Origin of the sequence: Bacillus cereus group sp. BfR-BA-01347, assembly GCF_022663835.1 — a bacterium.
GTDB lineage: Bacteria > Bacillota > Bacilli > Bacillales > Bacillaceae_G > Bacillus_A > Bacillus_A thuringiensis_K.
This window is the reverse complement of the sequence record NZ_JAKUGG010000004.1, coordinates 1-25536: the sequence shown is the minus strand read 5'-3', so window position 1 is coordinate 25536 and position 25536 is coordinate 1. Positions and strand designations below refer to the sequence as shown.

Below are 25536 nucleotides of genomic sequence, written 5' to 3'. Positions count from 1 at the left end.
TTCTCCATTAGGGTGGTCGAATTCATATTTAATTGTCCAGAAAACACAGGTGCAGTTAACGCTAAAGTTAATGCATGTAATTGTAATTTCATCATTTCCTTCGACCTCCTTTTAGAATTTTTTTCTTACGTTAGTAAGTATATACAATTAATGGATAATTGTAAACATAAAAAATGAAAATTTTTAATTTTGATTAAAATGCGTATATTTAAAAAGGGATTTGAAAGTAAATATTGTAATTAACGAATATCGATAAAAATGGGGGATGCTAAATGAAATATATGCATCATAACATGATCGTTATGCTAACAATTTTTTTATTCATTGCGGCTTGTTCTGACGGAGAAAGAATAAAAGATATATATGATGTTAGGTCAGATGATTTTAAGAAATATACTGGGACATACGTTGGTAATAATTCAGATGTGGTTGCAATTGTTAATCATTTACCCGGTGGTGGAACAGTTCAAAGTATAAGTTTAGGAAAGTTTGGCGGGAAAATAATAATCATGCTATATGAAAACTTCTCATTTGAGAAGTTTTTTGTTTTTATGTGTAAGCGAAATAATTTGTTGAAGTGCAAGCTACTATTCAATATGATAAATATAAAAACTTCGCGAGAAAGTGGGAAGTATAAAAATGCGTACAATTTTACTTTTTCTAAACAACATGTCCATCGATAAAATAGAGAACATTAGACATAAACATGATCCTTTATTTGGATTAATTCTACCGCATATAACAATCGTATTCCCATTTAAGAGTAATATTTCAAATGATGAATTAAAATCTCATATTTTTAATGTATCAATAGGGGGAGGCAAAATTGAAATTGAGTTTGCAAATCGTATCACTAGTGTAGGAAACTATTTGTTTTTAGAAGTTGATGGAGGAAGAAAACAAATAGAAGAACTACATGATAGGCTGTATACAGGACCTTTATTACAATTTTTGAAAGAAGACATTCCGTACATCCCGCATGTAACAGTCGGAAGAAAAGAAAGTGCCGAATTAGCTGCTGAAGTAGTGAAGGAGATTCCTAGTTTTCATGGGGAGTTAAATTGTGTGATTGATAGAATAAGCGTGGAGCGAATTGGAGAGAACGGGGAATCAATTATTGAATTTGAAGTGCCATTTCTAAAAAGCTGACAAAAGTCAGCTTTTTATTTCGTAGCATGAAGTAATGCACCAATTGCACCGCTATTACCACCATCTTGTAAAAAGATTGGTGTTTTATTTTGATATTCGGTGTAGCTACTAATAATATGTTGAAGTTGTACGTTATTACATAAAGTCGAACCAATATAAATAATATGTTCAATGTTTTTTGTTTCAGCGAATTGAAGGCTTAATGCAGTAACGACTTCACCGACAAGTCCTTGCACAGTAGCTAGTATATCGGAGCTACTATTATTTGATTCTGTAATGGCTGCTTTTCCGAAGTTGCTAGCAGTTAAGTTATTATCGATAGGGGAAAGAATACCACCATAAATATCTCCAACCGTAATATCTAGTTCTTTTCTAGATCCTACTTTTGTTAGAGGTATTATATCTTCAAAATGATCTATATTTGTTAACAATTTTGAAAGTCCCATAATAGTCCCACCGCCAACTCCGGTTCCACCAGCGCGAATATATTGTTCATTATAAACATAATGGATAGAAGTACCTGTACCGATATTGGTTAAAATAAAATTGTTTATAGTGTGTTTTTCTTCTTTTAATATGTATTGGACACCTGCAAGAGTAGATTCAAATTCGTTTAGCTCTATTATTTTATATGAACCTGTAAGCAGTTGCTGTAATAATTTCGATTTACCACCCGTAATACATATTTGTTTTATGCCATTGTTGTTTTTAATCCAATCTATTATTTTATGTTGTTCATGAGAATAAAATTTTTTAAAAGTTAATAGCTTTTTTTCGTTAAAATAAGCTATTTTCGTTAATGTGCCTCCAGCATCGATACCGATAGTACGTTCCATTTTCCTGCTCCTAACTACGTAATATGTTTTCCTATTTACTTAATTGGTTGAGAATAGATATTTCCAACTGATATAAGGAACACTTTAATCTGCTTGATATATTAATAGTTTTTCTATAGTTACAATAGGCTGGTCGTTGACAGTTGCAATACCTTTACCAAGAACAAAACCTCGGCGATTGCGTGTTAGCTCATAATGTAAATCAAGTTTATCACCGGGATATGCTTTTCCGTGGAATTCAACTCCATCTAAAGAGGAGAGGAATCCTAGTCCTTCAGAATCACTTGTATGTACAAATGCACTAAGCTGAGCAAGTGCTTCTACAATTAACATATGAGGCATATGTTTTTGACTATCATTTATAAACCATTCGTTATTTGTAATGAGTTTATATCCTGTAACGAATTCATCTTGTTTTGCATTTGTTACTTTATCAATCATTAAAAATGGATAACGATGGGGAAGTGTGTCTTTAATATGCATATGAAAGTACCTCCAATTAATAATACCCCTGCTAAAGTTAAGCAGGGGAGTGGGAACTAATTTTTAACTAATTCATTTACTTTTTCAAGGACGAAAATGCCGCTATTTCTAATGTTTTCAACAACTTGTTGCAACACTTCTTTATTTTGAACGAGTGCAATACGTACGAAGCCTTCTCCGTGAGGTCCAAATGCATGACCAGGTGTAACAACGACATTTGCACGATCCATTAATGCATAAGCGAAGTCTAGAGAAGTCCATCCTTGTGGAATTTCAGCCCAGACAAACATACTACCAGCTGGCTTATCGACATTCCAGCCAAATGTTCGGAATCCATCGATTAGTGTATCTCTACGTTCTTGATAAATTTCACGGTTTTTCTCACAAAACGTAGCACCGTTTCTTAGTGCAGCACATGCCGCTTTTTGAATTGGTAAAAATACACCGTAATCGGTATTAGATTTAAATTGAGTAAGTGCACGAACAATTTCTTCGTTTCCAATCATATATCCAATACGGCTACCTGCTAAACTATAACTTTTTGACAAAGAATTGATTTCTACACCAACTTCTTTAGCACCAGGTACAGAGAGGAAGCTAATTGGCTTATTACCATCGAAATAAAATTCAGCATAAGCAAAATCATGGACAACGATAATATTATGCTTTTTCGCGAATGCGATTACTTCTTTAAAGAAATCTTCATGAGCTATTGCTGGAACGGGATTCCCTGGGAAGTTTAAAATCATCATCTTCGCTTGATCGGCAATTTCTTCAGGGATAACTTCTAAGTCTGGTAAGAAATCATTCTCTTTCGTTAAAGGCATGTAGTAAGATGTTGCACCAGCCATTTGAATACCTGTTTCATAAGCTGTATATCCTGGATCAGGAACTAATATAATATCACCTGGATTTGCATAAACCATAGGTAAATGAACGAGCCCGTCTTGTGAACCCATTAATAATAAAACTTCTTTATCCGCATTTAATAAAACGTTATGAGTGTTGTTGTAATATTCAGTTACAGCTTCGTGAAATTCTTGAATACCGGATAATGTATACCCGTAGCTCTCTTTTTCACTCGCTGTATGTACCATTGTTTCTCTTACAAAATCAGCGGGCGGCATATCAGGATTTCCGATGCTCAAATCAATCATGTTATGACCTGCTGCAATTTTTTCTTTTTTATAGGCTCCTAATTCACTAAATATAGAAGATTGGAATGCTTTCATTCTAGTTGCTAACGTGTAAGTCATCAAAACCCCTCCTAAAACAGTGCTTTCATTCTGCATTTTTAATTATTCTGAAAACACATGTTTATATTTTATCATTTTTTTATGAAAATTAAAACGATTGACAAATTTAGAGGAAGGATCAGCCTATTTTGAAAAGTATCGATGTAAATAGCGTAGATGTGTTAATTGAAATGTGTATTATATGATTCATTTTATATAACTTAAGGTATTTTCTAGTTTTTATTAAGCATATTTCTCATGTTTTGAATGAAAAAGAATACGAAAACAAGGGCTATTTTTGTGGACGATTTCTAAAGTGAAATAACGCAGAAAATATTTTCTGCGTCTCCTCTGAAATGTAATCATTTCTTTTTATATGTGCATAATTTTTCGGCTGTCAAAAAGTATACATTTAATGTACCGTCGGCAACTTTTAAAGTTTGGTCCGATGTAAATGAATTACCATAATCAATGTGATATACATTAGAATTTTTTACAAATGAGCCTTTATATAAATCGTCTTTATTCTTTGTTGTTTGCATTTCTACTAAATTTTGCACAATTTTCTCTTTATTTTCTTTTTTGACAACTGTTTCAAATTTATAATATACAGGACATTCACCTTTTTTATTGTCAACGACTTCCCAAGAACCGTATATATCGTTATTGCTGCATCCACTAAGTAGGATAATTAGTATAGGAATTGTAAGTAGAACCTTTTTCATTTTGTGCTCCTTTCTTTTAAATTTGAATAAACGTGCGAATGCGATAGGGATATTATAATAAATAAAGTTTAAATTTTTTTAAAGAATTATTTAATTTCATATAAAAATTTAGGAGAAATTAAATAAGCATGAATCTAGTGTAAAGTCAGATTCATGCTAGTACTATAGCCTATGTTATGTCTTTTTTGAGGATAAATAAAGAGGAAAGCAGAATTACTATTCCATTTAATATATATACGCTTGCGATCATAAAGGCTAACGTACCTGCGCCAAATCCTGCTTTATCGAATATAGAAGCAAATGTTGCGATAGTCAAAAAGATAATGGGAGTCAGTAGTAAAAATATGAAACCTGCCACGATTCTTTTTTTTAAACTATGTCCAGATAAGGAAATGGCTAAAAAGTTTAGGATGCTAAACAGAACAATTGCAAAGAGCAGGATAATAAATACTTCGATGCCATCAGACATTTTACCACTCCTTTTATAAAGAGTACTTTTTATAATCTATTCGAAATAAAAGGGGGATACTCCTTTAGGTAATTTCAATAAACGTAATAAATAGGCGTATTATAAAACAAAGAAGTATGGATTCAATATTAGATCCATACTTCTTTGTTTATTTTATAAATTCGCAGATTGCGAATGCTGTTTTTCATAATGTTTCTGCTTAGAAAGGGAAATAGAAATAATCAATAATGAAACGACTCCGAAGATGAGAACCATATATTGTAACCCAATTGTATCTAAGAAGAAGCCTGTGCCAAGTAAGACGATTTGGAACATAACCCTCTCAAACATATTACGGAATGAGAAGAGGCGACCGTGATAACTTTTTTCCACTTTCGTTTGGAAAATCGTCGACATAATAGGGAAGAAGCAGCCAACACTAAACCCAAATAAACCAAATGATGTAAGAGCCATCCATTTTATATCGCTAAAGAACAATGACAGATGTGCAAAAGCAGTACAAACTGCGAAGAAATATAGTAATTTTTCAGGTTTGAAATGATCAGATAGACGTTTAATTACGAAGGCACCTAACATAAATGCGACACCTTCAATTGTATATATGAACCCTTTAATCGTAGGATCATGTTGCATTTCGCTAATGTTAATAACCATTAAATTAAACCCAGCTATAAATAATAGAGGGATGATACTTAATATAAGTGCTGTAAAAGCAATAGGAATTCCTTTTAAAATACGAAATACTTCCATAAAGCTATTATCTTTTGCAGCTTGTTTACTTGGTGTTGTTGATTTCTTGTCTTCGAATTGTAGGAAGAAAGTCGAGAGGAATAATAAGGCGTATGCTGCCATTGAGAAGGCATACATGTACTGTAAACTCATCACAACTAAAAGAATTCCACCTAGTGAAGTACCTGCAATACGAGCAATTGTACCAACATTCATATGTACACCGTTCATTTGTAATAACTCATGCTCACGTACGATGAGTGGAATTACAGATTGTAATGCAGGGAAATAAAATGCTGCTGAAATTTGAAGAGCAACCATAAATGCAATCATAAATGCGATACTTTCAAATTGAATAGCAAAAAACATGAAAATAACACTTAAAACTCGACCAAATCCAGCGTAAAGAAGAACTTTTTTCTTTTCATACTGATCGATGACACGGCCAGCCATAGGTCCAACTAGAACACCGGCTAATAGTCCGATAAATAATATAACTGATTTCATGAAATCAGAAGGGACATATTTTTGCATAAATTCAAGGTTGCCAAGAATACCAAGCCATAATCCTAGACCTGCAATAAACTCCCCAATTAGAACAATCCAAACGTTTTTATTACGCCACATAACATAAAACCTCTCCGTCTTTTAAAATGAAAAACTCGTATATAAAACCTCCTTATTTATGTATTATTTTCATACGAACTTTTTTAGAGTCAGAGTCTATATTACGTGTTTCATAATTGGATTTCAATCTTTTTGATTTGTCAAAAGTTTGATGTGTTAATTGATGAAATAAGTGAATCAAAACGTAAAAAATTTATGATTAAAGCTAATAGAAAGTAAAGGTACATATAAAAAAGCAAGAACGTATAACTACGCCTCGCTTTTCTCAAGTACAAAATTAAATATTAGATTCACTTAGCAACATTTACGCTCTTGTCCAATAGCTAAAACGCTAAAAGATAGTGGGCCAACAACTTCTGCGCTTGCACCACTAGTAAGGTTTTCTACAGTTAATGAATATTCGTGTGTTCCACTGCCAACGTTTTGATCTATAGCTTGAAATGTTTGTACGTACAATTGCTTTATTTGGAGAAAATGGGACTGCAAAAGTTGTTTCATCAGTTTTACTTACAGGATGAGTAGTTTGGACAAATACTAGAATATTTTAATAAAGTCGAAAACAAGTGTTGGAAAGAAGCAATTCACATAAAAGCATCAAGAATATATCCCAACTAAATGATATTTTTCTTAATGCTTTTTGTAATTAAGCAGAATATTCTTGTTTACGTACTTCAAAAAATTCATTACGTCGTAAGTAATTATAAATTTTCTCTGAAACCTCTTCTTCTTCAGACACTAAGAAACGATGATCAAAAGCGTAGAAAGATTGACCTTTAATTAATTTTACGTAATACATATTAAACGCCTCCTGACACTAGATTATTACTTGCTTCATATTATGATGGCCTATATGTCTGCTAAAAATACTTGGAGTTTCAAAGGGAATAAGTAAAGGGATAAAAGAGCTTACAATTCTGTAAGGTTTATGTCACCTTTTTCGATAGTTTGTATTTACCAATTTCTTCTATAATGCAAATAGGTTACATAAAATAAGGGGGTAAAAAGATGGATGAAATAATTGGAGAAGTTGTAGCTGGTATTTGTGAATTTGTAGTGGAAGTAACAGCAGATGCTATAGGAAGTTTAGTTTCCGGAAATGATGAGGAAAAAGAAACATTATAATAATTTGTAAAAGAATAAAGTTAATCAAATTATAAAGGCTGATTTCTAAAGGGAATTCAGCTTTTTTATTTTTTACATTATATTAACTTAATTTGAATATTCATTTGTTATCATATTTAAGAAGCCTATATAAGGAGGTGAATAAACAAATATGTCGAATTCAGGGCCTGATTTATCTGTTTCTCGTTTGATTGTGGTAAATATAGAGGAAAAAGAATATCATTTTATTGTTCGTGAACATCCGATTGTAGGGAAATTTATTTCGCTATTTGAAAATGGAAAAGAATACGGTTTAATAGATAAACAAATCGCTAATAAAGATAAATTTATTACATCGGAGCTTACTAAGTTAGATTATTTTAATATAGATGTTTTATATCTTACACCTGGGTGGATATGGATTGGTATGGATCAATTCGGTTTACATGCTCGTGAGGCTACTTATAACGAAGTAGATGTTATTATGAAGTTGAAAGAGGATTTATATTATATAGATATATACGAAGAAATAAAAATGTAGTAAATATTTAGTCAGGTTAGGGGGCAAGTTCCCGTAGCCTTTTTTTGTTTAATGGAAGAACGTGTAATCATATTATTTTGATTATAAGGGAACATGATGAGAAGTGAGATGAAAAGAGGATTTGAAAATACATGAAGAGAATTGTAATAATTATATGAGTCGTATATGTAAATAACAATAGAAAGAAGATGATAATATGAGTAAAGAAGAGCTTGTGAAAAAACAGTTTGGCAGTAATGCAGATAAATATGTAAATAGTAAAATACATGCTAAAGGACTGGATTTACAATATGTAGTTCAACAAGTTGAGTCTCGTCATAATAATCGTCTTCTTGATGTTGCTACTGGTGGCGGGCATGTGGCAAATATGTTAGCACCTATGTTTGAAGAAGTAGTTGCACTTGATTTAACAGAACAGATGTTAGAAAAAGCAAAAGTTTTTATAAAGCAGAATGGTCATGAAAATGTATCATTTGTAGCAGGAAATGCAGAGAATTTACCATTTTCAGACCATTTTTTTGATACAATTACATGCCGGATTGCAGCCCATCATTTTACGAGTCCGGCTCAATTTATTTATGAAGTAAATCGTACGTTGGAGGATAATGGATTATTCATCTTAATAGATAATGTTTCGCCAGAAAATAATGAATATGATACATTTTATAATTTTATAGAAAAAAAGCGTGACCCAAGTCATGAACGAGCTCTAAAAAAGACAGAATGGCTTACTTTATTAGAAAAAAACGGTTTGCAAATGCAGTCATGTCTGACTTTTGATAAGAAGTTTGATTTTGACTGGTGGTGTAATATGATGGATGTCCCTGTACAAAAGCGTGAAAAGTTAACAGAATGTATGATGAAAGCACCAAACGAAATGAAGGGATATTTTAATATTCAATTTAAAAATAATAAAATAGAATCGTTCTATACTGAAATGGCTATGTTTATATGTAAAAAAAGTACAACGTTAAAAAGATAAATGTGTTGCAGTCTTTCTGAAGTACGATATACTTAGTACAGAGAAACTGAGAATTGAGGAATAGTTATAATGATTCGTGTACGCATTGAAGGTACTGAGGAAGAAATGCTTGAATTTATGGGGAAAATGCCAGACATTCCTGGATTTGAAAAGACACATATGAGAGAGCCGAGAAAAGGAAATAACCCGAAATACGATTCAAGTAAAAATGTACTTGCATATTTGTCTTATAAAAAGATTGAAGTCGCCAATAAATAGGCGGCTTTTTTAGTTTGCGCTGTTTCACCGCCTTGTCTTTTTCACATAATAATAATAGTAGATTATGCTCAAGAGGGGTGAGAATAGTTAATAAGAAAATTATCTTTTTTGGAGACTTTGGTATTGATGACGCCGTAGCGTTAATTTATGCAAATAAAACATGTAAATTAGATATTCTAGGTATTGTTGCTGAGTACGGGAATGTATCACGAGATATCGTTACGGAAAATGTTTATTTTTTGGAAAGGTACTATGCTACACAAGTGAAAATTATTGAAGGTGCGAGTAGACCGATGACAGCTGAAGAGCCTTTGTTTTTCCCTGAAATCCACGGGGACCACGGTTTAGGTCCTATTATTCCACCTGAGATGAGAATTTGTAAACGAGAAAATTTTTGTGAATTAATCAAATTAATCGAACCTTGTCCAGAAGATATTATAATTGTGGCGACAGGGAGATTAACGACGCTTGCTACGTTATTTTTATTGTATCCAAATATAATGGATCGTATTTGTTCGTATTATATAATGGGCGGCGCTTTCCTATGTCCAGGTAATGTTACACCAGTATCTGAAGCGAATTTTTATGGTGATCCAATTGCAGCAAATATTGTTATGAAATATGCGAAAAACGCTAGCATATACCCGTTAAATGTAACACAGGGCGCGCTTATTACACCTGAAATGGCCAATATAATAGATAAACAAGGAACTGGACAGGCGAAACTCATTAAACCAATGATTGATTTTTATTATGAGAATTTCTATAAAAAAGAATATCCGGGTATTGGTGGAAGTCCTATACACGATTTACTACCGTTTATCTCGTTTATAAATGACAGTATTTTCGAATATAAAAAATCGGCAGTGTGGATTAGTACGACAAATGATGTGACTAGGGGCCAAAGTGTAGCAGACTTTAGAAAAATAGCTGAGCCAACAAGGTTTGATGATCGGCCGATTCAAAGAATTGCTGTTGGTTTTAACTATGCAGCTTTTAAAGAAGAGTTTATGCGAACAATATTGAAGCCAGATTGTCCTTAATGTGTGTAATAACAAGTCGGATAAATCGTTAGTTCAAAAAAAGGTTTAATCTGTGTGTATTATTCTCAAAAATCTTAAAGTTGAACAACATGAATAACTTATGAAAAATGTCACATAACTAATGGTAAGCAATTGTTTCTAATTATATTTTGATTGGTGAAATGTAAAGGAGGTTATTATATGATTTGGTCTTTAATCGTCGGTGGTATATTAGGATGGCTTGCGAGCTTAATTACTGGAAAGGACGTACCTGGTGGTGTAATAGGTAATATTATTGCTGGTATTATCGGTTCTTGGGTTGGTTCGAAATTACTTGGTAGTTTTGGTCCAGTCATTGGCGGATATGCAATTATTCCAGCTTTAATCGGTGCGATTATTTTAATTTTTATCGTAAGCTTCTTATTACGAGCAATGCGAAAATGAATGTAAGGACTGTTTACATTTGTAAGCAGTCCTTTTTATATGTTATGCTAGTATTATACAATCAGGAGGTGTCAGCATTGAAAACATTTACAGTAAATTTCCATCAAGAAGATAATGCTAAAGCGACAACAGTACATAAATTAAGTGAAGAGGACTTTAACAAAGCAACAGAAAAAGGCACTCGTCATCTATTTGATTTAGATACAAACGTTGGATTCTTCGTATTCTTTGACGCAGAAGATGCAGAAGGAAACGATCAATACTTAATGTTACAGTACGAAGGTGATCATGAAGAGCCAACTGCGTGCTACGGATTTGATTTAAAACTATACTATCAATTTTTAGCACTGTACTTAAACGATCTTGAGTTCCAAGGTGAAACAGATGAGGAAGAGGAAGAATACGGTCCAATTCATCATTTAGCGCATTTACTTTATCATATTGTTGAAGATGGTAAAACGGTGGAAGTGTAATATACATATTTGAAGCTGCCCTTTTTGGGCAGCTTTTTTATATGACATTGGAATGGTGTACTGTGAGCTAAATAAGTGAAACTTTAATCAGTGGGGGTTTTGTTCATCCCCACTGATTATCAGCCCTCACCAATCGGGCTTTTACGGACAACAGGGCCCCCACCTAACTTCTTTGTTTCCGCTGAATTTTGAGGTGGGGATCTTACTGCCCGGCAAATAGCGGGATAAATTAATAATAGAAATGTATTTATTACTTTCATGTTAGCATCGTAAAACACCTGTTATAATGATTGTAATTAAATTCATGGAGGCTAATTCTATGCTTGTAGATGTAAAAGCTTTTATTAAAGCTGCAGGTTTAACATGTATTTCATCATTAAGTGGAGACAATACGTTTGCTTATAATTTTGAAACTGTAAAAAACACTATCGTTATATTTTTTAAGAAGCTAAGATTTACCGTTTAATTTCATTTCAACTAGTAGGAAAAGAATAATTATTTCCTACTGGTTTTTTTCTGTTTCAAGGAGCTGTTGTAACAGCATGTTTTAAGTATATAGATAGAGGATATTATCATTGAGAAGAGAAGGTTTAAATAAGGAGATGAATACGATGATTAACAATATAAATCCAAGTTTTTTAAATTATGGGAAAGTGACGATTTAGAATTAGAAGTCCTTAATCGATATTATACTTCGCATCCGGTTGGTTATCGAAATGAATAAAATACAATAGGGGGTAAAAGTGATGAAGGTATATTGGAAAATAGGTATGATATTCCTCACTTTTACATGCACATTTGCATTAGCAGCATGTAAAGGGACAGACGAAAGAAAGGAAACAAATCTAACCTCGGAAAATAATAAAAATGAACAAAGCAATTCTTCAGAAGAACAGAAAAATCCTGAAGCAAAACCAAGTAATGAAAAAACAACAAACCCATCACCTGAGTCAGATTCGAAAAATAGAACACTTAATCAAAAATCAATTAACCACGTTAAAGATTTGTTTGAACTCGCAAAAGAAGGAAAAGTACCTAATGTACCATTTGGAGCCCATACAGGGGATATTGAAGAAATTGAAAAAGCGTGGGGGAAAGCAAATAAAACCGAACAAGCAGGGAACGGAATGTACGCAACTTTTACAAATAAAAATGTTGTTTTCGGATTTAATAAAGGATCACAAGTTTTTGATGTACGCTCATATCATGCAGAACTAAAATCGATTACATTACAAGAAATTGTAAAAGCATTAGGAAAACCATCTTCAGTTAAAGAGAATGGTGAAGACAAAATATATGTATACAAAGTAAATAACCAGTATGAATTGAAATTTGTCATTCCAAAATCGACTGGTAAGGTAGATCATATTTCCGTATTTTCACCAGAGGATAGTATTAATAAAATGGCAGGATAAGAAATTAAGTGATTTCAAAAACACCTCACTTTCTTTAAGTGAGGTGTTTTTAGTTGTAAATAAGGAACGTCTCCTGTCATATGCGAAATACTTTTAGCATTCATCCAATAAGAAATGTTGATCTACTGAAAAAGTAGTAACCTATAAATTATGTGTAGGATGGTTCACGATTTTTTTACGTTCCAAATTTTGAACAAATAGCGCTTGAACAATACCTCCAATTAATAAGAAACTAGCACAAATATAAAACAGCATACTTCCATTTAACTTACTTAATAAAACTGCACCAATAACTGGTCCACACGTTCGAGATATATCCCAGTGTATACCGTAAATTGAAAAATATAAACCACGTTTATCATGAGGTGCAATTTCTGAAACGAATCGTAATAAATGGTTTAGAGCAATACTTTCTCCAATGACTAAAAAGAGTAAGGTGAAGAACAACGACAATATCGTCGTTGAATAACTAAAGCCAACTGCAGCTATTGTATAGCAGGCGTAAGAAATAAGGATGATTTTCGCCATAGAAAATCGTTCAGACCATTTTACGAGGAAGATTTGTAGAATGATTTCCAAAATGGCTTTGCATATTGAAATAAATGCGAGTATGAATACGAGATTAGTAAATACATGTTCTGCAAAAATACGATAATTCGTCTCAGTTTGGGCATAAAAAAAGCTAATAGGAAGTGTAGAAACCATAAGACCGAATATGGCATAATGTTTAAAAACAAATTGTTTTGGTGAACTTGCCTCAACTGTTTGTTTCGACTTACTTATAGGTGGAACGGTTTCTGGGAGCTGGGTCCAAACAACAACGGCATATATCGTAAGGGTTACACTTTGCACGATAAATAAATATTCTGGGTGAGTATTATAAAAAATTGCACCGATTAAAGGACCGACTACGGATCCAATTGCTCCCATCGTTTGTAGGAGAGCAAAAATCTCTGCTTGCTGCTCTTGTTTTGTTAAATCAGCAATTTGTGCACGCTGAGCTGGAATGTATAAGGAACGGCCAATACCATTAATGACATATAACAGTGCAAATATAAAAACGGATTGAGCGAAAACAAAACTACCGATTGCAACACCTTGTAGTAATAATCCGAGTAACATAATCTTTTTTCGACCATATTTATCAGTAATTCCTCTAGCAATAAGTGTAAATAAAATGTCTGAAAGTGGCTGTAAGCCGAAAATCAGCATAGTTATTATTACATTGCCGTTTAACATTTTATTGACGTAAATAATCATAATGAGAGCTAACATAGATTCAGTCGTTCGGGTTAATAATTCACCGCACAGTCTAATAAAAATAGGTTTATTGTAACGAAGTAAGAGATAATTCAATATTAATTCCTCCTTTCTATATTGAAATGATAAGATGAAAGGAGAGTTGGAAAAAGGGTAGAAAGAATAGGGAGTATTTTTCACCTTTTAGGGGGATTTTGATGTTTATTTTAGATCAATACATTGAACTATGGATTGCTTATGGAAAAGGAAAAAAAGAGGGAGAACGTTTGGAAGTAACAGTGCAAAATATATCTGAAACTTTATTTTGTACAGAGCGTAATAGTAAATTAATTATAAAAAAATTAGATGATTTAAATTGGATTAAGTGGTTTCCAGGTCGCGGTAGAGGAAATCGTTCTAAGTTAATATTTCAAAAGCACCCGATTTCTTTAATTTTAGATAGAGGAAAAGAAATAACGAAAAAAGGGGATGTGAAAAGCGGAAGCATATTTGTGGAACGCTATAGCTCGCATTTTCCATCGGTAAAGGGAGAATATCACTGCTGGGTGGATTCAATATTTGGTCATAAGGTTGAAATGACATCTGAAGGGAGAAGAGATGTACTCCGGTTGCAAGTACAAATGAATTTAGATATCACATTAGATCCTGTATACGCTACAATGCGCTCAGAATGCCATATGGTAAAACATATATTCGACACACTCGTGTATGTAGACGGTAATACAAACATTATAGAGCCAAGACTTGCATTTCACTGGGAATATAATGACGCTAAAAAAATATGGACGTTTTACTTACGAAAAGGAGTTCACTTTCATAATGGAAAACAACTTACTGCACATGATGTTATATACTCGTTGAATCGATTTATGAAGCTGGAAAATAATGCACACGCATGGATGTTACAACACGTTGAAAGTATCCGTTCAGTGGATGACTACGTTTTCGAAATTCAATTACATACAGAAAATCGAATGTTTTTACATATGCTAAGTGCAGAACAGTGTTCTATCGTGAATGAAGATGAAGCAGGAGGGCTAATTGGAACAGGGCCTTTTCAATTATTTAAAAGTAATGAAAATCTGTTCATTTTAGAAGGACATCCTTTATATTTTCGTGAAAGACCTTTTTTAGATCGTGTTGAGTTGTGGAATGTAGAACAAGGTGTAAGTACATACGATGTTTTAGTAAAGGCGCAGTATAAAGATAAAGAAAAACATAATAAAGAATTGTCTCGGCTTGAGTCGAACGTGACATATATAACATGTAATCTTACGAAAGAAGGACCAATGCAAGATGCGTTATTTCGGAAAGCGTTATACAACATCATTCATGGTTATACAATCGTTCAAGAACTCGGCGGAGAACGTGGAGAAGTGGCAAAAAAACTAATATTAGCAGGTGAAAGCATTGTAGAGATTGAGGAAGATGTAGAAAGTTTAATTAAAAGGAGTACTTATCATAATGAAGTGCTACAACTCTACACATTTACAGGACGAGATCATGTTGAAGATGCACAGTGGATACAAAAAGAGTGTGCGAAATACGGGGTTCGTGTAGAAAATAATTTTCTTGATATAGAAGAGCTATTGGAAGTAAGTACGATACAAAAGGCCGATATGATGCATGATAGTGCCACAATTAGTGAACGAATAGAAGATAGTCTATTATATATGTTTCTTACAAAAAATAGTTTTATTCATGGACAAAGCAGCATGGACTTTCATGAAAAGTTGTCTCCTTATTTTAGACAAGAAGAATTAGAGAAAAGAGTTACACTGTTACGCGATATCGAGGATACTTTGTTACGTCAAATTCATATTATTCCTTTATATCGTAATAAACAAGAGGTAAGTACACATGAAAAAGTTCAAAATATAATGATTAATTCACAAGGTTGGATTGATTTTTATAATATTTGGTTTAAGTCTTGATATATAAGGGCTTTTGCACATTTTCATAAGGTGTGTAAGAGCCTTTTTTGTATGTAGGAATAGGTTTGTTTTACACATTGTTACGCTACTTGTGATAAAAGTTTATTTACAACGTAACAGTGTTATGTTACATTGTTATCAGGAAGGAGTGTTGTACAGTTGAGTACAGATTTAATTTCAAAAAAAGATTTATTAGAACTAACTGGTATTTCATACGGACAGTTATATAGGTGGAAAAGAAAAAATTTAATTCCGGAAGATTGGTTTGTACGAAAATCAACGTTTACAGGTCAAGAGACATTTTTTCCGAAAGAAAAGATATTAGAGCGTATCGATAAAATCCAAACGATGAAAGAGGATTTATCACTTGATGAACTAGCGAACATGTTTTCGCCGAGTGTGAGAGAAATTCTTTTAACAAAGGAAGACATTTTATGCAAGGGGATTGCATCAGAACCAGTTTTACAATTTTTCATAGAACAAACGAATAAAACAGCAGAGTTTCAATTTGTAGACATTCTTTATGTGTACATGTTAGAAGAATTACTACAATCAGGAGAGATTAGTTTAGAAGAAGGAAAAATGGTCTTGCAAGTTTTACGTGAAAATTATGAAGCAATTAAACATAAAACTTGTGATTTAATCATTGTCCGAAAGTTAGGGATTTCTACATGTTTATTAGTTTCAAACGTGGACGATTTAATTTTTGAAAAAGGCACCAAAATCGTTTTACGCGAAGCGATTATGAAATATACCGAAGCATTAAAAACTAAATTGTTGTAGTGGAGGAGAAAGTATGCGTACAGATAATTTGATTATAAATGGTTACGGTTCATCGAATGGTGGCGAGTTTCATAAAGTGCAATTAAACGGAAAAGGAACTGTGAATGGAAATGTTGAATGTGAGCAATTTGAATGTAACGGTTACGGTGCAGTTACTGGCGATTTGAAAAGTAGCAGTGCACGAATTAGCGGATCTGGTAAAGTTGATGGCACAGTTCAAGCTGAAACGATGCGAATTGATGGAAAAGCAACAATTACGCAAAATGTAAAAGCAAACAGTTTGAAAATTGCAGGAAAAGGTACAATAGGTGGAAATGTCACTGGTGAAGAATTTAAAGTCAATGGTCAAGCTACAATTGACGGTAATTGTGAAGTGGATACTTTTTCTTCAGAAGGACAATTTACAATCGGTGGTTTATTAAGCGCAGATGAAATTAATATAAATATTCACGGTACATGTCGAGCGAAAGAAATTGGTGGTCAAACGATTAAAGTAAGACATAGATCAGGTACATTTAGTAGACTATTTAAAACAGTGTTTGGCTTGCAGTTAGAAGCTGAACTATTAGAAGGTGACAATATCGATATTGATTATGCTCACATAAGAACGGTAAGAGGAAACAATGTTACAGTAGGAGCAAACTGTGAGATTGAACTGATTGAATATACTGGTGTTCTTACTGTTGATAAAAATGCAAATGTAAAAGAAATTAAGCAGGTTTAACGGAAGGGAGAAATCAGTATGGAACATCCACATAGTCTCACAGTAAATGGTTCTGGTAATTCAGCAGGCGGAGATTATAATAAAGTGAAGATTCGCGGTGAAGGAACAATTACGAATGATATGAGTTGCAATGAGTTTAAAACGTACGGAACGAGTGATGTACGCGGTAATGTAAAAGTGAAAAACTATGTCGTGTATGGAGATAACGAAGTACAAGGAAATGTAGATGCGGAATATGTAAAAGTATATGGTAATACACAAATTCATGGTGATGCTCATATTGAAAAAACAAAAGTTAGAGGTATGATAGATATTGAAGGAAAGTTTTCAGGTGATTTCGTAGATGTAAAAGGTGCTTTAAATGTAAAGGGAGATATTGAAGTAGAAGATTTATCATTAACTGGTGGTCTTGAAAGTGATGGATTACTTAATGCTGAAAATATTCAAATCTCACTTCGTTATGAAGGCAGTAAGGTAAGAGAAATTGGTGGTAAAAAAATTACCGTTCGTAAAAAAGCGAGATTTATTCCTTTTACTAGTCATGCTGGAAACCTCCAAACTTCGATTGTTGAAGGAGATGATATCTATTTAGAACATACGATTGCTGAAGTTGTAAGAGGCAACAACGTCACAATTGGTCCTGGATGTGAAATTAGTGTTGTAGAATATCATACTAGTTTTAATCAAAAAGGTAATGCAGTCGTAAAAGAACATAAACAAATATAAGTAGTATGAGGGAGAGCAAGAGATATGGTTGAGAAGAATAGTAAGCTCGGCTTTGTTGTGGCGGGCTTATTGCTAGGTATTTTAATGGCATCGATGGATAATACCATTGTCGTAACGGCGATGGGAACAATCGTTGGTGACTTAGGAGGCCTCGAAAACTTTGTATGGGTCGTTTCTGCCTATATGGTCGCAGAAATGGCAGGCATGCCGATTTTCGGTAAGCTATCAGATATGTATGGTAGAAAGAGATTCTTTATTTTCGGTTTAATCGTCTTTATGATTGGTTCGGCACTTTGTGGTACTGCTGAAAATATTACACAGTTAGGTATTTATCGTGCTATTCAAGGTATTGGCGGCGGGGCATTAGTGCCGATCGCGTTTACTATCGTTTTTGATATTTTCCCACCTGAAAAACGCGGGAAAATGGGTGGTTTATTTGGAGCTGTATTTGGATTATCTAGTATTTTCGGGCCATTACTTGGCGCATATATTACCGATTACATTAGCTGGCACTGGGTATTTTATATTAACTTACCACTTGGCATTTTAGCACTTATTTTTATTACATTCTTTTATAAAGAATCACGCGTTCATAGAAAGCAAAAAATTGATTGGTTTGGCGCAATTACTTTAGTTGGTGCAGTAGTTTCTTTAATGTTTGCGCTTGAACTAGGCGGACAAAAATATGATTGGGATTCTAGCTTTATTTTAAGTTTATTTGGTGGATTCGCTATTTTAATCATCGCATTCATTTTTATTGAACGAAAAGTAGAAGAACCAATTATTTCATTTGAGATGTTTAAACAGCGCTTATTCGGAATGAGTACAATTATTGCATTATGTTACGGGGCTGCATTTATGTCAGCAACTGTATACATTCCGTTATTCATTCAAGGTGTATACGGCGGGACTGCAACAAACTCAGGATTATTACTTTTACCGATGATGTTAGGGTCAGTCGTAACAGCGCAGTTAGGCGGATTTTTAACAACTAAGCTTAGCTACCGAAACATTATGATTATTTCTGCGGTTATTATGCTAATTGGATTATTCTTATTAAGCACGTTAACACCAGAAACAAGTCGTGCATTATTAACAGTTTATATGATTATTATCGGATTTGGAGTCGGTTTCTCATTCTCTGTACTAAGTATGGCAGCTATTCACAACTTCGGTATGGAACAGCGCGGGTCTGCGACTTCAACGAGTAACTTCATTCGTTCATTAGGAATGACACTAGGCATTACAATCTTCGGAATGATCCAAAGAACAGGTTTCCAAGATCAATTAGAAGAAGCGTTTAAAGGTATGAGCGGGGGAATGAATACAAAATTAGGGGATTCAAGAGCCATTTTATCAGAATCGGCAAGATCTCAAATCCCTCCGCAAATATTAGATAAGATTATTGACGCTCTTTCTAGTTCAATTGTTCAAACATTCATGTGGGCATTGGTACCAGCTGGATTAGCATTCATATTCATTTTCTTTATGGGAAATGAGCGTATGGTAATTAAGAAAGAACAAATGAATAAAAAGAGTGAAACATCAAAAGCGTAATGAAAAAGCTCCTTTCCAATTGGAAAGGAGCTTTTTCGTATGTACGGTGTTAGATTAGCCTTCGATAATTTCGTATTCTTCGTCTGCAAGTAATAAAATTTGCGTTTTCTTGCCTTTGTTTTGAACTTCGATTACATCGTATGCGCCTAAGTCTCTTACTTTGCTTTGAGAAGCGTTAACCATAACTTCAATAGAATCAATTAAGATATCTTCTTCAATATATGATTCAGGCAATGCCATATCTTCAGTATCTAATACACACGCATATAGATTTTGTAAATTTTCAGCAGTTGGGTTTTGTTCCTCAACATCAATGATATTTTTTACTGCATCCATATTTTCTTCTTTTGCTTGGTACACTTTAATTTTAGCCATAGTTTTAATCTCCTTTATAACGTAATCGTAGAGGCTACACCTTATTATAACGTTTTTTTTATGAAAGATGAAATTGTTATATGTATTTATAGTAAAAATTATGTGTCCTTACTCAAAATTGGTGTAATTTCCATATAAATGTACGAGTAGGTAACGATAATGTTACGTTAAAGTTATATTGTCCAAGCTTTTCTTATTTGCTACTCATATATATGTAGTAGCAATTCTATATAGAGAAGGGATGGAGTGTAAGTGGGTTGTGAACCGAAACGTGATTGTGGGTGTTGCCAAAATAGTATATGTGAGTTTTTACAAAGTCTAGAAGCGTATACTAAAGTTGAAAATATCATAATAGCAAGAAAGGAAATTGTTGTATCTTATTTTCTTTCATTTAATAAGAAAACAGGTATCGTATCATTCGTACAAGAAGACAATGAGGTTATATTTGTCGATTGTTCAAAGATTGATGCGATTCGAATAGGGAAAGTATGTAGTTGCAAAACAAAAGTTAAATATATTGAAGAGGACTTTAGCTTGCTAGGAAATGTGTGCCCGCAATGTTTAACAGAGGGTAGTACAATCTTTTTCGATTTTCATAATGTAGAATTAAATGTATCTTTACAAGCTAAAACAATAGATACACCTATATGTACTGAATTTACAGATGAACTTGGGAATGTAGTAAAGCAAGTTGCAATTGTAGGTAAAGCGATTGTTTCTAAGGACTTTGTTCAAGTACCTGAACTGTTAGATTTTCGATTAGTTTTATCCGATACTGCTGCGAACCCTTTAAAGTTTGGAATACTGTTCATTAATTTTCCTGATATTACATTCATTATTCTTTTCGCATCTAGTGGATACTTAAACATTTCAAATTGTTTAAAAGTAGAGAGTGGAACTGGTAATATCGAAATAGAAGAGTTGAAAAAAATGATAAGGGATGAGGTTAACACGTACAAGTCAGTTGTTAAATTGACTAAAGTATATAAAAATGGTGAAATGGAATCTTTTATTTCTAAGAAGGAGTTGTAACGCATTTTTTGATAAATCCTCATACATTATGTTGAGGGTTTATACATACACGATGTATATTCAAAAGTTTAAAAAGTGAGATACTCTTTTTTATTAGATGTTATAATAATTTTATATTTGTGAATAATTTATAATTATATAAAATTTTAGTTTAATAGTGCTTGCTTATATAACAAGCGGTTGAGTGAAAAATTATATAAGTTGATTCTTAAAGATTTAGAATACGATTGATTTTAAAGAAGGCGGGAATGTAAATGATATATGAAGCGAATATACATACAAGAAAAAAACTAGTTTCTATGTTTGAGGATTTCAATAACGTTGTTTTACTTTCTTATTTACAAGGGCATATGGGGACTGCTTGGGTAAATGATCTTGAAAATCCAACAGTAGCACAAGTTACGGTAGGAATTTTCACATTTTACGCTGGAGACCCAAATGTGCAAGAAACAGAAGAGTTATTACGTAATATTCCTGAAAGAATTTTAGTTATCTTAAATAGTGAAGAGTGGAAACAACGCTTAGAAACATTCCATGAAAGAAAAATAGATAAGTTTTTACGCTATAAGTTCAAACGAAATTCAGAAGGTTTTAATCGTTCAAAATTACAGTCTTTTATATCAATACTTCCAAAAGGATATGAGTTAAAAAGAATAGATGAGCATATCGCAAATAGCCCTACATTACATAAAATCTCTGAAGATTTTATAAGTCAATTTCAGTCGGTAGAAGATTATATAAACCGTGGTATAGGTTATAGCATTTTATATAACGGAGAAGTTGTATGTGGTGCATCCTCGTATAGTATTTATAATGATGGAATTGAAATTGAAGTTGCGACTGATCACAATCATAGAAGAAAAGGTTTGGCAACTGTAGTTAGTGCAGCTCTTATATTGGATTGCTTAGAAAATGGAAAGTATCCAAACTGGGACGCAGCGAATACTACATCTGCTAACCTAGCAGAAAAGTTAGGATATGTTTTTGATAAAGCGTATGATACTTATTTTGTGGATAATAGATAGTTACATACTAAAAAATAAATGCGCCCTAGTACGTAAGTCTAGGGCGCATTTATTAGTTGGTAAATATCTTCATAACAATCTTATCACATTTTATCTTTTGAATGTTTGGAATTAAAGATATTTATGTGACTTTTTGAAAAAATAAAAGAGCAGCTAGCAAAAGCTAACTGCTCTTCTCCAAGGGAGAATGGAGAAATACAATCATGTTACCTATAGTATTAACGGAACATTGAGTTTTAATCAACCATTTATAAAAGGAGAGATAAAATATCTTTGATTAATCCTTAGCTCCGATTAGGAGTACGGATAGAAAAGCAATTGAGAATATATTTTTTTATTACATTTACAATTTGAAGAGTAGAACGTGTTTATCGTAATTCTCCAAACACCAATTATATTTTTTTAGAATAATTGGATGGACTACTTCTTTCGTAGTATCGACTTCAGTATAGCCATATTTCTTATAAAAGTTTTCTAATTCCTCAAAAGGAAGACAATATACATCTTGTATTTGTGATTTTTTCGCAGTTTCTACTAAAAATGAAACAAGCTCACCAGCTAATTGTAGCCCTCTAAATTGAGGCAGAATAAAAATCCCGCCCATTTCTAAAGTATCTTCATCTATTTGGACTAATCGGCCAACACCTGCATACTCGTTGTTATATGTAATAATTGCAACTTTATCTCTCTTTAAATCACTTCGTACAAATCCTATTGATTCATATTGACTATTAATCCATTTTAAATCGTTAGATGTAGCTAGTTGAATACTCATATACATCCTCCTTCCGAATACTAGCGCTCTCTTCATTATATAGAACATAAGATACTATATCAAAGGAACCTTGAGATAGCACATTTGTTTAAGTTATTAGTTAAAAGTGTGGGGTTGCTGGCATTGAAATGTAGGCTTCACCAAATATAGGATAATAATGTTGTGAATTTAGTGTTACATAGTCAAAATAAAAAATAGTTCATGTGTTCGATAACGCACGATTTTTTTAGTGTAGAGAAAATCATAGGGATATTTTAATTAGTAGCTACTGTATTCATTGAAGCTATTAAGGAAATGTGGTAATCGCCAGCCTTAGTGATACAAATCATATTAGGATTTAGTAAAAAAACTCTTCCTGAAAAAGAGGGAGATTAAAGATAAGAGCACTTCGAAAAGTGCCCTTCAGTAACGACTACTCATTCTAAAAATATTATATGAAGTTAAGTGTATTTAAGTATGGGTCTTTTATATAAATGTGAAATAAAAGATGGTTGTCTTCTTGTTAGAAGGCTATTTTTTGTTATTACAAAAAAGAATTAGAAGTAAAATATAAATTCAAGTTACTTGTCCAAACAAATTATTAAAAAATACATAAAATGCTAGTAGTTAGCCAATATTTTAATATTGCTAATTTTTTAGTTTAAAAGGGGTGATTTTATGTGTGATTGTGAAGTTTGTAGACGAAAGAAAAACCGGGATCCATTAAATCGGGATTCTGAACGAAAAAAAGTGGATTCTGAGCCAATAAAAAAGGATTGTGAACCAAAAAAACAGGTTTCTGAGCCAATAAATCAGGATTCCGAATCAGTAAATTCTTATTCATATAGTAAAAATGCAAATTTTTTAGAAGAAGCTATACAAACAGATGAAATCGATCAAGTTTCTGAGGAATATATTGAAATAGTAGATTCAGCAGATGTACAAGTTACTACTACAGATACAAAAGCTGCGCTATCCATCCAAGCTGCGTTACAAGCAGCTATTGTGGTTGTAGTAAGTATTTCTATAGCAGATAGTGAAAAGGCAGATAAAATAACACAAGAATTGTTTCAAAAATCATCTATTAAACAAATTAATAGACAAAAAACATTTATTAAAAATTCCAGAAACGTAACCGTAACAACTACTGATACAGATATTGCAGTGAATATTCAAATTCTCCTTCAAATTTTATTAGCGTTACTAGTTAAACTAAACATTTTATAAAGTGTCTATCCCATTTATATTTAGCTATAATGGTTCACTCAAAGTAAATATTTTTTTGTTGTAATATGTGGTACAAGCTTGGACTTCTTATTATGACTAAATTAAAATTCAAGATTGATGGGAAGGTAAGTGGGGATAACTATACAATAGCAAAGGTGAACTTATTATTTAACAGTAATTAAAACTTATATATGTTAAGTAACGGGAGGCTGTCTTCGCATTAGAAGACAGCCTTTTGATTTCATTAGTAAAAAGAAGGGAAAATAGAAGATTAAGTTACTTGTCCAAGCAATTGTTATTTAAATACATATAATGCTGGTAGTTATTTGAAATTTTTATAGAAAACTGATAGGAGTGAACATTGTAAATGGATGATTTAAATAAATTTTCTTCCTTTAAGTTTGATAAAGATCAAAAGAATATAATTATAGACCTTTTACTCTCAGATATTTTTAATAGGCATGGGATAAATGAAGAAAAACTAAAAAATTTATCGCCAGAAAAAAAGCAGCAAATTAAAAGTATTATTTCTGAAATACAATCACAGGTTAATAATTATTTAGATTGAAAGGGGGTGAACTTATGGAAAAAACATGTCATTCAGATGGAAATAAAAAGTGGAGTGCATTAGATTCTTCAAATCCTCATCCGTCTTTTAAAAATGCTAGCGTTTCAGAAGCAGCTGCGCAAGAAAGTAAAACTTATCAAATTTCTGAAGAATCTATTACAATAGTTGATTCAGCAGATGTAGAAGTTACTACTACTGATACAAAAGCTGCGTTATCTATTCAAGCAGCTTTACAAGCAGCTATTGTGGTTATAATAAGTATTTCTATAGCAGATAGTGAAAAAGCTGATCGTGTAGCACAAGAATTGTTTCAAAAATCATCTATTAAACAAATTAATAAACAAGAAACTGTTATTAGAAATTCTAGAAATGTTACAGTTACGACTACGGATACAGACATAGCAGTAAATGTTCAAATTCTTCTCCAAATTTTATTAGCTTTACTAGTAAAATTAAATATTTTATAAAATGTTTAACATGTTTTTTTATATAGTGATTCTTACAGGTGAATATAGTACAGGCTATAAATATTAATCATTAACATCGCCAAAATAATAATGAGAACAATGTGATGGGAAATAAAGTTTGGTTGTTTTATGGAAATTTAAAAGCCATTTCCTTTATGAAGTGCACCCCAATTGTTAGACACAGTCTAACAATTGGAGGTGCATTTTTTATGGCTAAATTTTCTTCAAAAGAAAAAATCCAAGCGGTGAAACGATATTTAGATGGTACAGAAAGTGGAAAAACAATTGCTAAATCTATAGGAGTTAACCCTAGCGTACTTCGTGAGTGGATTAGACGATATGAGTCTTCAGGTGAAAAGGCCTTTGAAAAGTGCTATACATTCTACCCAGCCCAGTATAAACTAGATGTACTTTATTATATGAATGAACACGGGACATCTATCAGAGAAACAGCGGCACTTTTCAATATACCGTCTTATGAAACACTTCGGAAATGGAAAATAGCTTATGAAACAGGAGGATTGGATGCCCTACAATCAAAGAAAAAGGGGCGTCCAACCATGAAAGATAAAAAAATAAAACCAGTAGATGAAGGATCAATCGAAGCCTTACAAG

General features: G+C 32.7%; 30 protein-coding genes and 2 pseudogenes. 21 read left to right on the top strand and 11 right to left on the bottom strand.

The annotated features are described in order from the left end of the window. Nucleotides 1-272: 272 nt before the first annotated feature. Both MR143_RS08305 and MR143_RS08300 read left to right on the top strand, forming a co-directional pair. Nucleotides 273-482, top strand: a pseudogene (locus MR143_RS08305) (DUF4825 domain-containing protein); the annotation flags it as partial. A gap of 157 nt (nucleotides 483-639) precedes the next feature. After that, nucleotides 640-1149 (top strand): 2'-5' RNA ligase family protein, encoded by a 510-nt coding sequence (locus MR143_RS08300; protein ID WP_001259202.1) that lies wholly within the window; start codon nucleotides 640-642, stop codon nucleotides 1147-1149. A 14-nt stretch (nucleotides 1150-1163) separates the two neighbouring features. On the opposite strand, the gene coaW is transcribed toward MR143_RS08300, so the two are convergent. The 8 genes and pseudogenes from coaW to MR143_RS08260 form a co-directional block, all read right to left on the bottom strand. Next, complete coding sequence (coaW, locus tag MR143_RS08295; protein ID WP_000442497.1) at nucleotides 1164-1985, bottom strand: type II pantothenate kinase; 822 nt, start codon at nucleotides 1983-1985, stop codon at nucleotides 1164-1166. 84 nt (nucleotides 1986-2069) lie between these two features. Further along, nucleotides 2070-2468 (bottom strand): 3-hydroxyacyl-ACP dehydratase FabZ family protein, encoded by a 399-nt coding sequence (locus MR143_RS08290; protein ID WP_000547642.1) that lies wholly within the window; start codon nucleotides 2466-2468, stop codon nucleotides 2070-2072. 56 nt (nucleotides 2469-2524) lie between these two features. Continuing rightward, entirely contained in the window at nucleotides 2525-3724 is a 1200-nt protein-coding gene (locus MR143_RS08285) for an LL-diaminopimelate aminotransferase (RefSeq protein WP_000222707.1), read from the bottom strand. Between the two features lie 341 nt (nucleotides 3725-4065). Then, nucleotides 4066-4428 (bottom strand): hypothetical protein, encoded by a 363-nt coding sequence (locus MR143_RS08280; RefSeq protein WP_000757018.1) that lies wholly within the window; start codon nucleotides 4426-4428, stop codon nucleotides 4066-4068. A 169-nt stretch (nucleotides 4429-4597) separates the two neighbouring features. After that, nucleotides 4598-4897, bottom strand: a complete 300-nt coding sequence (locus MR143_RS08275; RefSeq protein ID WP_001279458.1) for a hypothetical protein — start codon at nucleotides 4895-4897, stop codon at nucleotides 4598-4600. A gap of 153 nt (nucleotides 4898-5050) precedes the next feature. Continuing rightward, complete coding sequence (locus MR143_RS08270; protein WP_000269261.1) at nucleotides 5051-6253, bottom strand: MFS transporter; 1203 nt, start codon at nucleotides 6251-6253, stop codon at nucleotides 5051-5053. A gap of 294 nt (nucleotides 6254-6547) precedes the next feature. Continuing rightward, nucleotides 6548-6715: pseudogene (gene exsC / locus MR143_RS08265) on the bottom strand (exosporium protein ExsC); the annotation flags it as partial. A 181-nt stretch (nucleotides 6716-6896) separates the two neighbouring features. Then, nucleotides 6897-7049 carry a YqbF domain-containing protein gene (locus MR143_RS08260; RefSeq protein ID WP_000291906.1) on the bottom strand — a complete coding sequence of 51 codons (153 nt, stop codon included), beginning with the start codon at nucleotides 7047-7049 and terminating at the stop codon, nucleotides 6897-6899. A 477-nt stretch (nucleotides 7050-7526) separates the two neighbouring features. Between MR143_RS08260 and MR143_RS08255 the strand changes: the two genes are divergently transcribed. From MR143_RS08255 to MR143_RS08220, 8 genes are all read left to right on the top strand, one after another. Further along, nucleotides 7527-7895, top strand: a complete 369-nt coding sequence (locus tag MR143_RS08255; RefSeq protein ID WP_000071478.1) for a hypothetical protein — start codon at nucleotides 7527-7529, stop codon at nucleotides 7893-7895. A 196-nt stretch (nucleotides 7896-8091) separates the two neighbouring features. Then, nucleotides 8092-8877, top strand: coding sequence for a class I SAM-dependent methyltransferase (locus tag MR143_RS08250; protein ID WP_000031307.1), 786 nt, complete (start codon nucleotides 8092-8094; stop codon nucleotides 8875-8877). A 69-nt stretch (nucleotides 8878-8946) separates the two neighbouring features. After that, the gene (locus MR143_RS08245; protein WP_000621885.1) at nucleotides 8947-9135 is read left to right on the top strand and encodes a DUF3970 family protein; all 189 of its coding nucleotides are present in this window, start codon (nucleotides 8947-8949) and stop codon (nucleotides 9133-9135) included. 77 nt (nucleotides 9136-9212) lie between these two features. Further along, nucleotides 9213-10178, top strand: coding sequence for a nucleoside hydrolase (locus tag MR143_RS08240; RefSeq protein ID WP_001223678.1), 966 nt, complete (start codon nucleotides 9213-9215; stop codon nucleotides 10176-10178). A 180-nt stretch (nucleotides 10179-10358) separates the two neighbouring features. Further along, a complete protein-coding gene (locus tag MR143_RS08235) occupies nucleotides 10359-10601 on the top strand; it encodes a GlsB/YeaQ/YmgE family stress response membrane protein (RefSeq protein WP_000638306.1) in 243 nt (80 codons plus the stop codon). Nucleotides 10602-10678: 77 nt separating this feature from the next. Then, a complete protein-coding gene (locus MR143_RS08230) occupies nucleotides 10679-11074 on the top strand; it encodes a hypothetical protein (protein ID WP_000847589.1) in 396 nt (131 codons plus the stop codon). Nucleotides 11075-11393: 319 nt separating this feature from the next. After that, nucleotides 11394-11540, top strand: coding sequence for a hypothetical protein (locus MR143_RS08225; RefSeq protein ID WP_000959549.1), 147 nt, complete (start codon nucleotides 11394-11396; stop codon nucleotides 11538-11540). 280 nt (nucleotides 11541-11820) lie between these two features. Further along, nucleotides 11821-12489 (top strand): YjgB family protein, encoded by a 669-nt coding sequence (locus tag MR143_RS08220; protein ID WP_000870490.1) that lies wholly within the window; start codon nucleotides 11821-11823, stop codon nucleotides 12487-12489. 141 nt (nucleotides 12490-12630) lie between these two features. Here the strand turns inward: MR143_RS08220 and MR143_RS08215 are convergent, their stop codons facing one another. Further along, nucleotides 12631-13845: an MDR family MFS transporter gene (locus MR143_RS08215; protein WP_242280701.1), complete on the bottom strand. Its 1215-nt coding sequence runs from the start codon at nucleotides 13843-13845 to the stop codon at nucleotides 12631-12633. Nucleotides 13846-13946: 101 nt separating this feature from the next. Here MR143_RS08215 and MR143_RS08210 point away from each other — a divergent pair, with 101 nt between their 5' ends. The 5 genes from MR143_RS08210 to MR143_RS08190 all read left to right on the top strand — a co-directional run bounded on the left by MR143_RS08210 (nucleotide 13947) and on the right by MR143_RS08190 (nucleotide 19473). After that, on the top strand, nucleotides 13947-15683 hold the full coding sequence (locus tag MR143_RS08210) for an ABC transporter substrate-binding protein (protein WP_000470193.1): 1737 nt from the start codon (nucleotides 13947-13949) through the stop codon (nucleotides 15681-15683). 159 nt (nucleotides 15684-15842) lie between these two features. Beyond that, nucleotides 15843-16466, top strand: a complete 624-nt coding sequence (locus MR143_RS08205; protein WP_000102239.1) for a YhbD family protein — start codon at nucleotides 15843-15845, stop codon at nucleotides 16464-16466. 13 nt (nucleotides 16467-16479) lie between these two features. Next, a complete protein-coding gene (locus MR143_RS08200; protein WP_001258385.1) occupies nucleotides 16480-17190 on the top strand; it encodes a bactofilin family protein in 711 nt (236 codons plus the stop codon). 18 nt (nucleotides 17191-17208) lie between these two features. Further along, entirely contained in the window at nucleotides 17209-17916 is a 708-nt protein-coding gene (locus tag MR143_RS08195; protein WP_000400908.1) for a polymer-forming cytoskeletal protein, read from the top strand. Nucleotides 17917-17940: 24 nt separating this feature from the next. Further along, on the top strand, nucleotides 17941-19473 hold the full coding sequence (locus tag MR143_RS08190; RefSeq protein ID WP_000229654.1) for an MDR family MFS transporter: 1533 nt from the start codon (nucleotides 17941-17943) through the stop codon (nucleotides 19471-19473). A gap of 54 nt (nucleotides 19474-19527) precedes the next feature. Here MR143_RS08190 and MR143_RS08185 read toward each other — a convergent pair whose 3' ends face one another. Beyond that, entirely contained in the window at nucleotides 19528-19848 is a 321-nt protein-coding gene (locus tag MR143_RS08185) for a hypothetical protein (RefSeq protein ID WP_001062727.1), read from the bottom strand. A gap of 252 nt (nucleotides 19849-20100) precedes the next feature. Between MR143_RS08185 and MR143_RS08180 the strand changes: the two genes are divergently transcribed. Both MR143_RS08180 and MR143_RS08175 read left to right on the top strand, forming a co-directional pair. After that, nucleotides 20101-20880 carry a BC_2878 family exosporium-associated protein gene (locus MR143_RS08180; protein ID WP_000501704.1) on the top strand — a complete coding sequence of 260 codons (780 nt, stop codon included), beginning with the start codon at nucleotides 20101-20103 and terminating at the stop codon, nucleotides 20878-20880. Between the two features lie 254 nt (nucleotides 20881-21134). After that, nucleotides 21135-21905, top strand: a complete 771-nt coding sequence (locus tag MR143_RS08175; protein WP_000638738.1) for a GNAT family N-acetyltransferase — start codon at nucleotides 21135-21137, stop codon at nucleotides 21903-21905. Between the two features lie 343 nt (nucleotides 21906-22248). Here the strand turns inward: MR143_RS08175 and MR143_RS08170 are convergent, their stop codons facing one another. Next, on the bottom strand, nucleotides 22249-22680 hold the full coding sequence (locus MR143_RS08170; protein ID WP_000027168.1) for a GNAT family N-acetyltransferase: 432 nt from the start codon (nucleotides 22678-22680) through the stop codon (nucleotides 22249-22251). Nucleotides 22681-23337: 657 nt separating this feature from the next. On the opposite strand from MR143_RS08170, the gene MR143_RS08165 reads away from it, so the two are divergent. From MR143_RS08165 to MR143_RS08150, 4 genes are all read left to right on the top strand, one after another. Further along, complete coding sequence (locus MR143_RS08165) at nucleotides 23338-23886, top strand: spore coat protein (protein WP_000332789.1); 549 nt, start codon at nucleotides 23338-23340, stop codon at nucleotides 23884-23886. Between the two features lie 367 nt (nucleotides 23887-24253). Further along, a complete protein-coding gene (locus tag MR143_RS08160) occupies nucleotides 24254-24454 on the top strand; it encodes a spore coat protein (protein WP_000342252.1) in 201 nt (66 codons plus the stop codon). Nucleotides 24455-24468: 14 nt separating this feature from the next. Further along, nucleotides 24469-24921 (top strand): spore coat protein, encoded by a 453-nt coding sequence (locus MR143_RS08155; protein WP_000415813.1) that lies wholly within the window; start codon nucleotides 24469-24471, stop codon nucleotides 24919-24921. A 209-nt stretch (nucleotides 24922-25130) separates the two neighbouring features. After that, nucleotides 25131-25536: transposase (locus tag MR143_RS08150; RefSeq protein WP_242280700.1), on the top strand; the 406-nt coding region annotated here is incomplete at its 3' end.

Excerpts from the sequence above, each read along its gene's own strand:
- MR143_RS08170 (WP_000027168.1), bottom strand. The coding sequence starts at position 22,680 with ATGAGTATTCAACTAGCTACATCTAACGATTTAAAATGGATTAATAGT.
- MR143_RS08275 (WP_001279458.1), bottom strand. The coding sequence starts at position 4,897 with ATGTCTGATGGCATCGAAGTATTTATTATCCTGCTCTTTGCAATTGTT.
- MR143_RS08165 (WP_000332789.1), top strand. The coding sequence starts at position 23,338 with ATGTGTGATTGTGAAGTTTGTAGACGAAAGAAAAACCGGGATCCATTA.
- MR143_RS08290 (WP_000547642.1), bottom strand. The coding sequence starts at position 2,468 with ATGCATATTAAAGACACACTTCCCCATCGTTATCCATTTTTAATGATT.
- MR143_RS08200 (WP_001258385.1), top strand. The coding sequence starts at position 16,480 with ATGCGTACAGATAATTTGATTATAAATGGTTACGGTTCATCGAATGGT.
- MR143_RS08250 (WP_000031307.1), top strand. The coding sequence starts at position 8,092 with ATGAGTAAAGAAGAGCTTGTGAAAAAACAGTTTGGCAGTAATGCAGAT.
- MR143_RS08190 (WP_000229654.1), top strand. The coding sequence starts at position 17,941 with ATGGTTGAGAAGAATAGTAAGCTCGGCTTTGTTGTGGCGGGCTTATTG.
- MR143_RS08225 (WP_000959549.1), top strand. The coding sequence starts at position 11,394 with ATGCTTGTAGATGTAAAAGCTTTTATTAAAGCTGCAGGTTTAACATGT.
- MR143_RS08285 (WP_000222707.1), bottom strand. The coding sequence starts at position 3,724 with ATGACTTACACGTTAGCAACTAGAATGAAAGCATTCCAATCTTCTATA.
- MR143_RS08235 (WP_000638306.1), top strand. The coding sequence starts at position 10,359 with ATGATTTGGTCTTTAATCGTCGGTGGTATATTAGGATGGCTTGCGAGC.
- MR143_RS08220 (WP_000870490.1), top strand. The coding sequence starts at position 11,821 with ATGAAGGTATATTGGAAAATAGGTATGATATTCCTCACTTTTACATGC.
- MR143_RS08270 (WP_000269261.1), bottom strand. The coding sequence starts at position 6,253 with ATGTGGCGTAATAAAAACGTTTGGATTGTTCTAATTGGGGAGTTTATT.
- coaW (WP_000442497.1), bottom strand. The coding sequence starts at position 1,985 with ATGGAACGTACTATCGGTATCGATGCTGGAGGCACATTAACGAAAATA.
- MR143_RS08195 (WP_000400908.1), top strand. The coding sequence starts at position 17,209 with ATGGAACATCCACATAGTCTCACAGTAAATGGTTCTGGTAATTCAGCA.
- MR143_RS08280 (WP_000757018.1), bottom strand. The coding sequence starts at position 4,428 with ATGAAAAAGGTTCTACTTACAATTCCTATACTAATTATCCTACTTAGT.
- MR143_RS08255 (WP_000071478.1), top strand. The coding sequence starts at position 7,527 with ATGTCGAATTCAGGGCCTGATTTATCTGTTTCTCGTTTGATTGTGGTA.
- MR143_RS08175 (WP_000638738.1), top strand. The coding sequence starts at position 21,135 with ATGATATATGAAGCGAATATACATACAAGAAAAAAACTAGTTTCTATG.
- MR143_RS08160 (WP_000342252.1), top strand. The coding sequence starts at position 24,254 with ATGGATGATTTAAATAAATTTTCTTCCTTTAAGTTTGATAAAGATCAA.
- MR143_RS08260 (WP_000291906.1), bottom strand. The coding sequence starts at position 7,049 with ATGTATTACGTAAAATTAATTAAAGGTCAATCTTTCTACGCTTTTGAT.
- MR143_RS08210 (WP_000470193.1), top strand. The coding sequence starts at position 13,947 with ATGTTTATTTTAGATCAATACATTGAACTATGGATTGCTTATGGAAAA.
- MR143_RS08185 (WP_001062727.1), bottom strand. The coding sequence starts at position 19,848 with ATGGCTAAAATTAAAGTGTACCAAGCAAAAGAAGAAAATATGGATGCA.
- MR143_RS08245 (WP_000621885.1), top strand. The coding sequence starts at position 8,947 with ATGATTCGTGTACGCATTGAAGGTACTGAGGAAGAAATGCTTGAATTT.
- MR143_RS08155 (WP_000415813.1), top strand. The coding sequence starts at position 24,469 with ATGGAAAAAACATGTCATTCAGATGGAAATAAAAAGTGGAGTGCATTA.
- MR143_RS08300 (WP_001259202.1), top strand. The coding sequence starts at position 640 with ATGCGTACAATTTTACTTTTTCTAAACAACATGTCCATCGATAAAATA.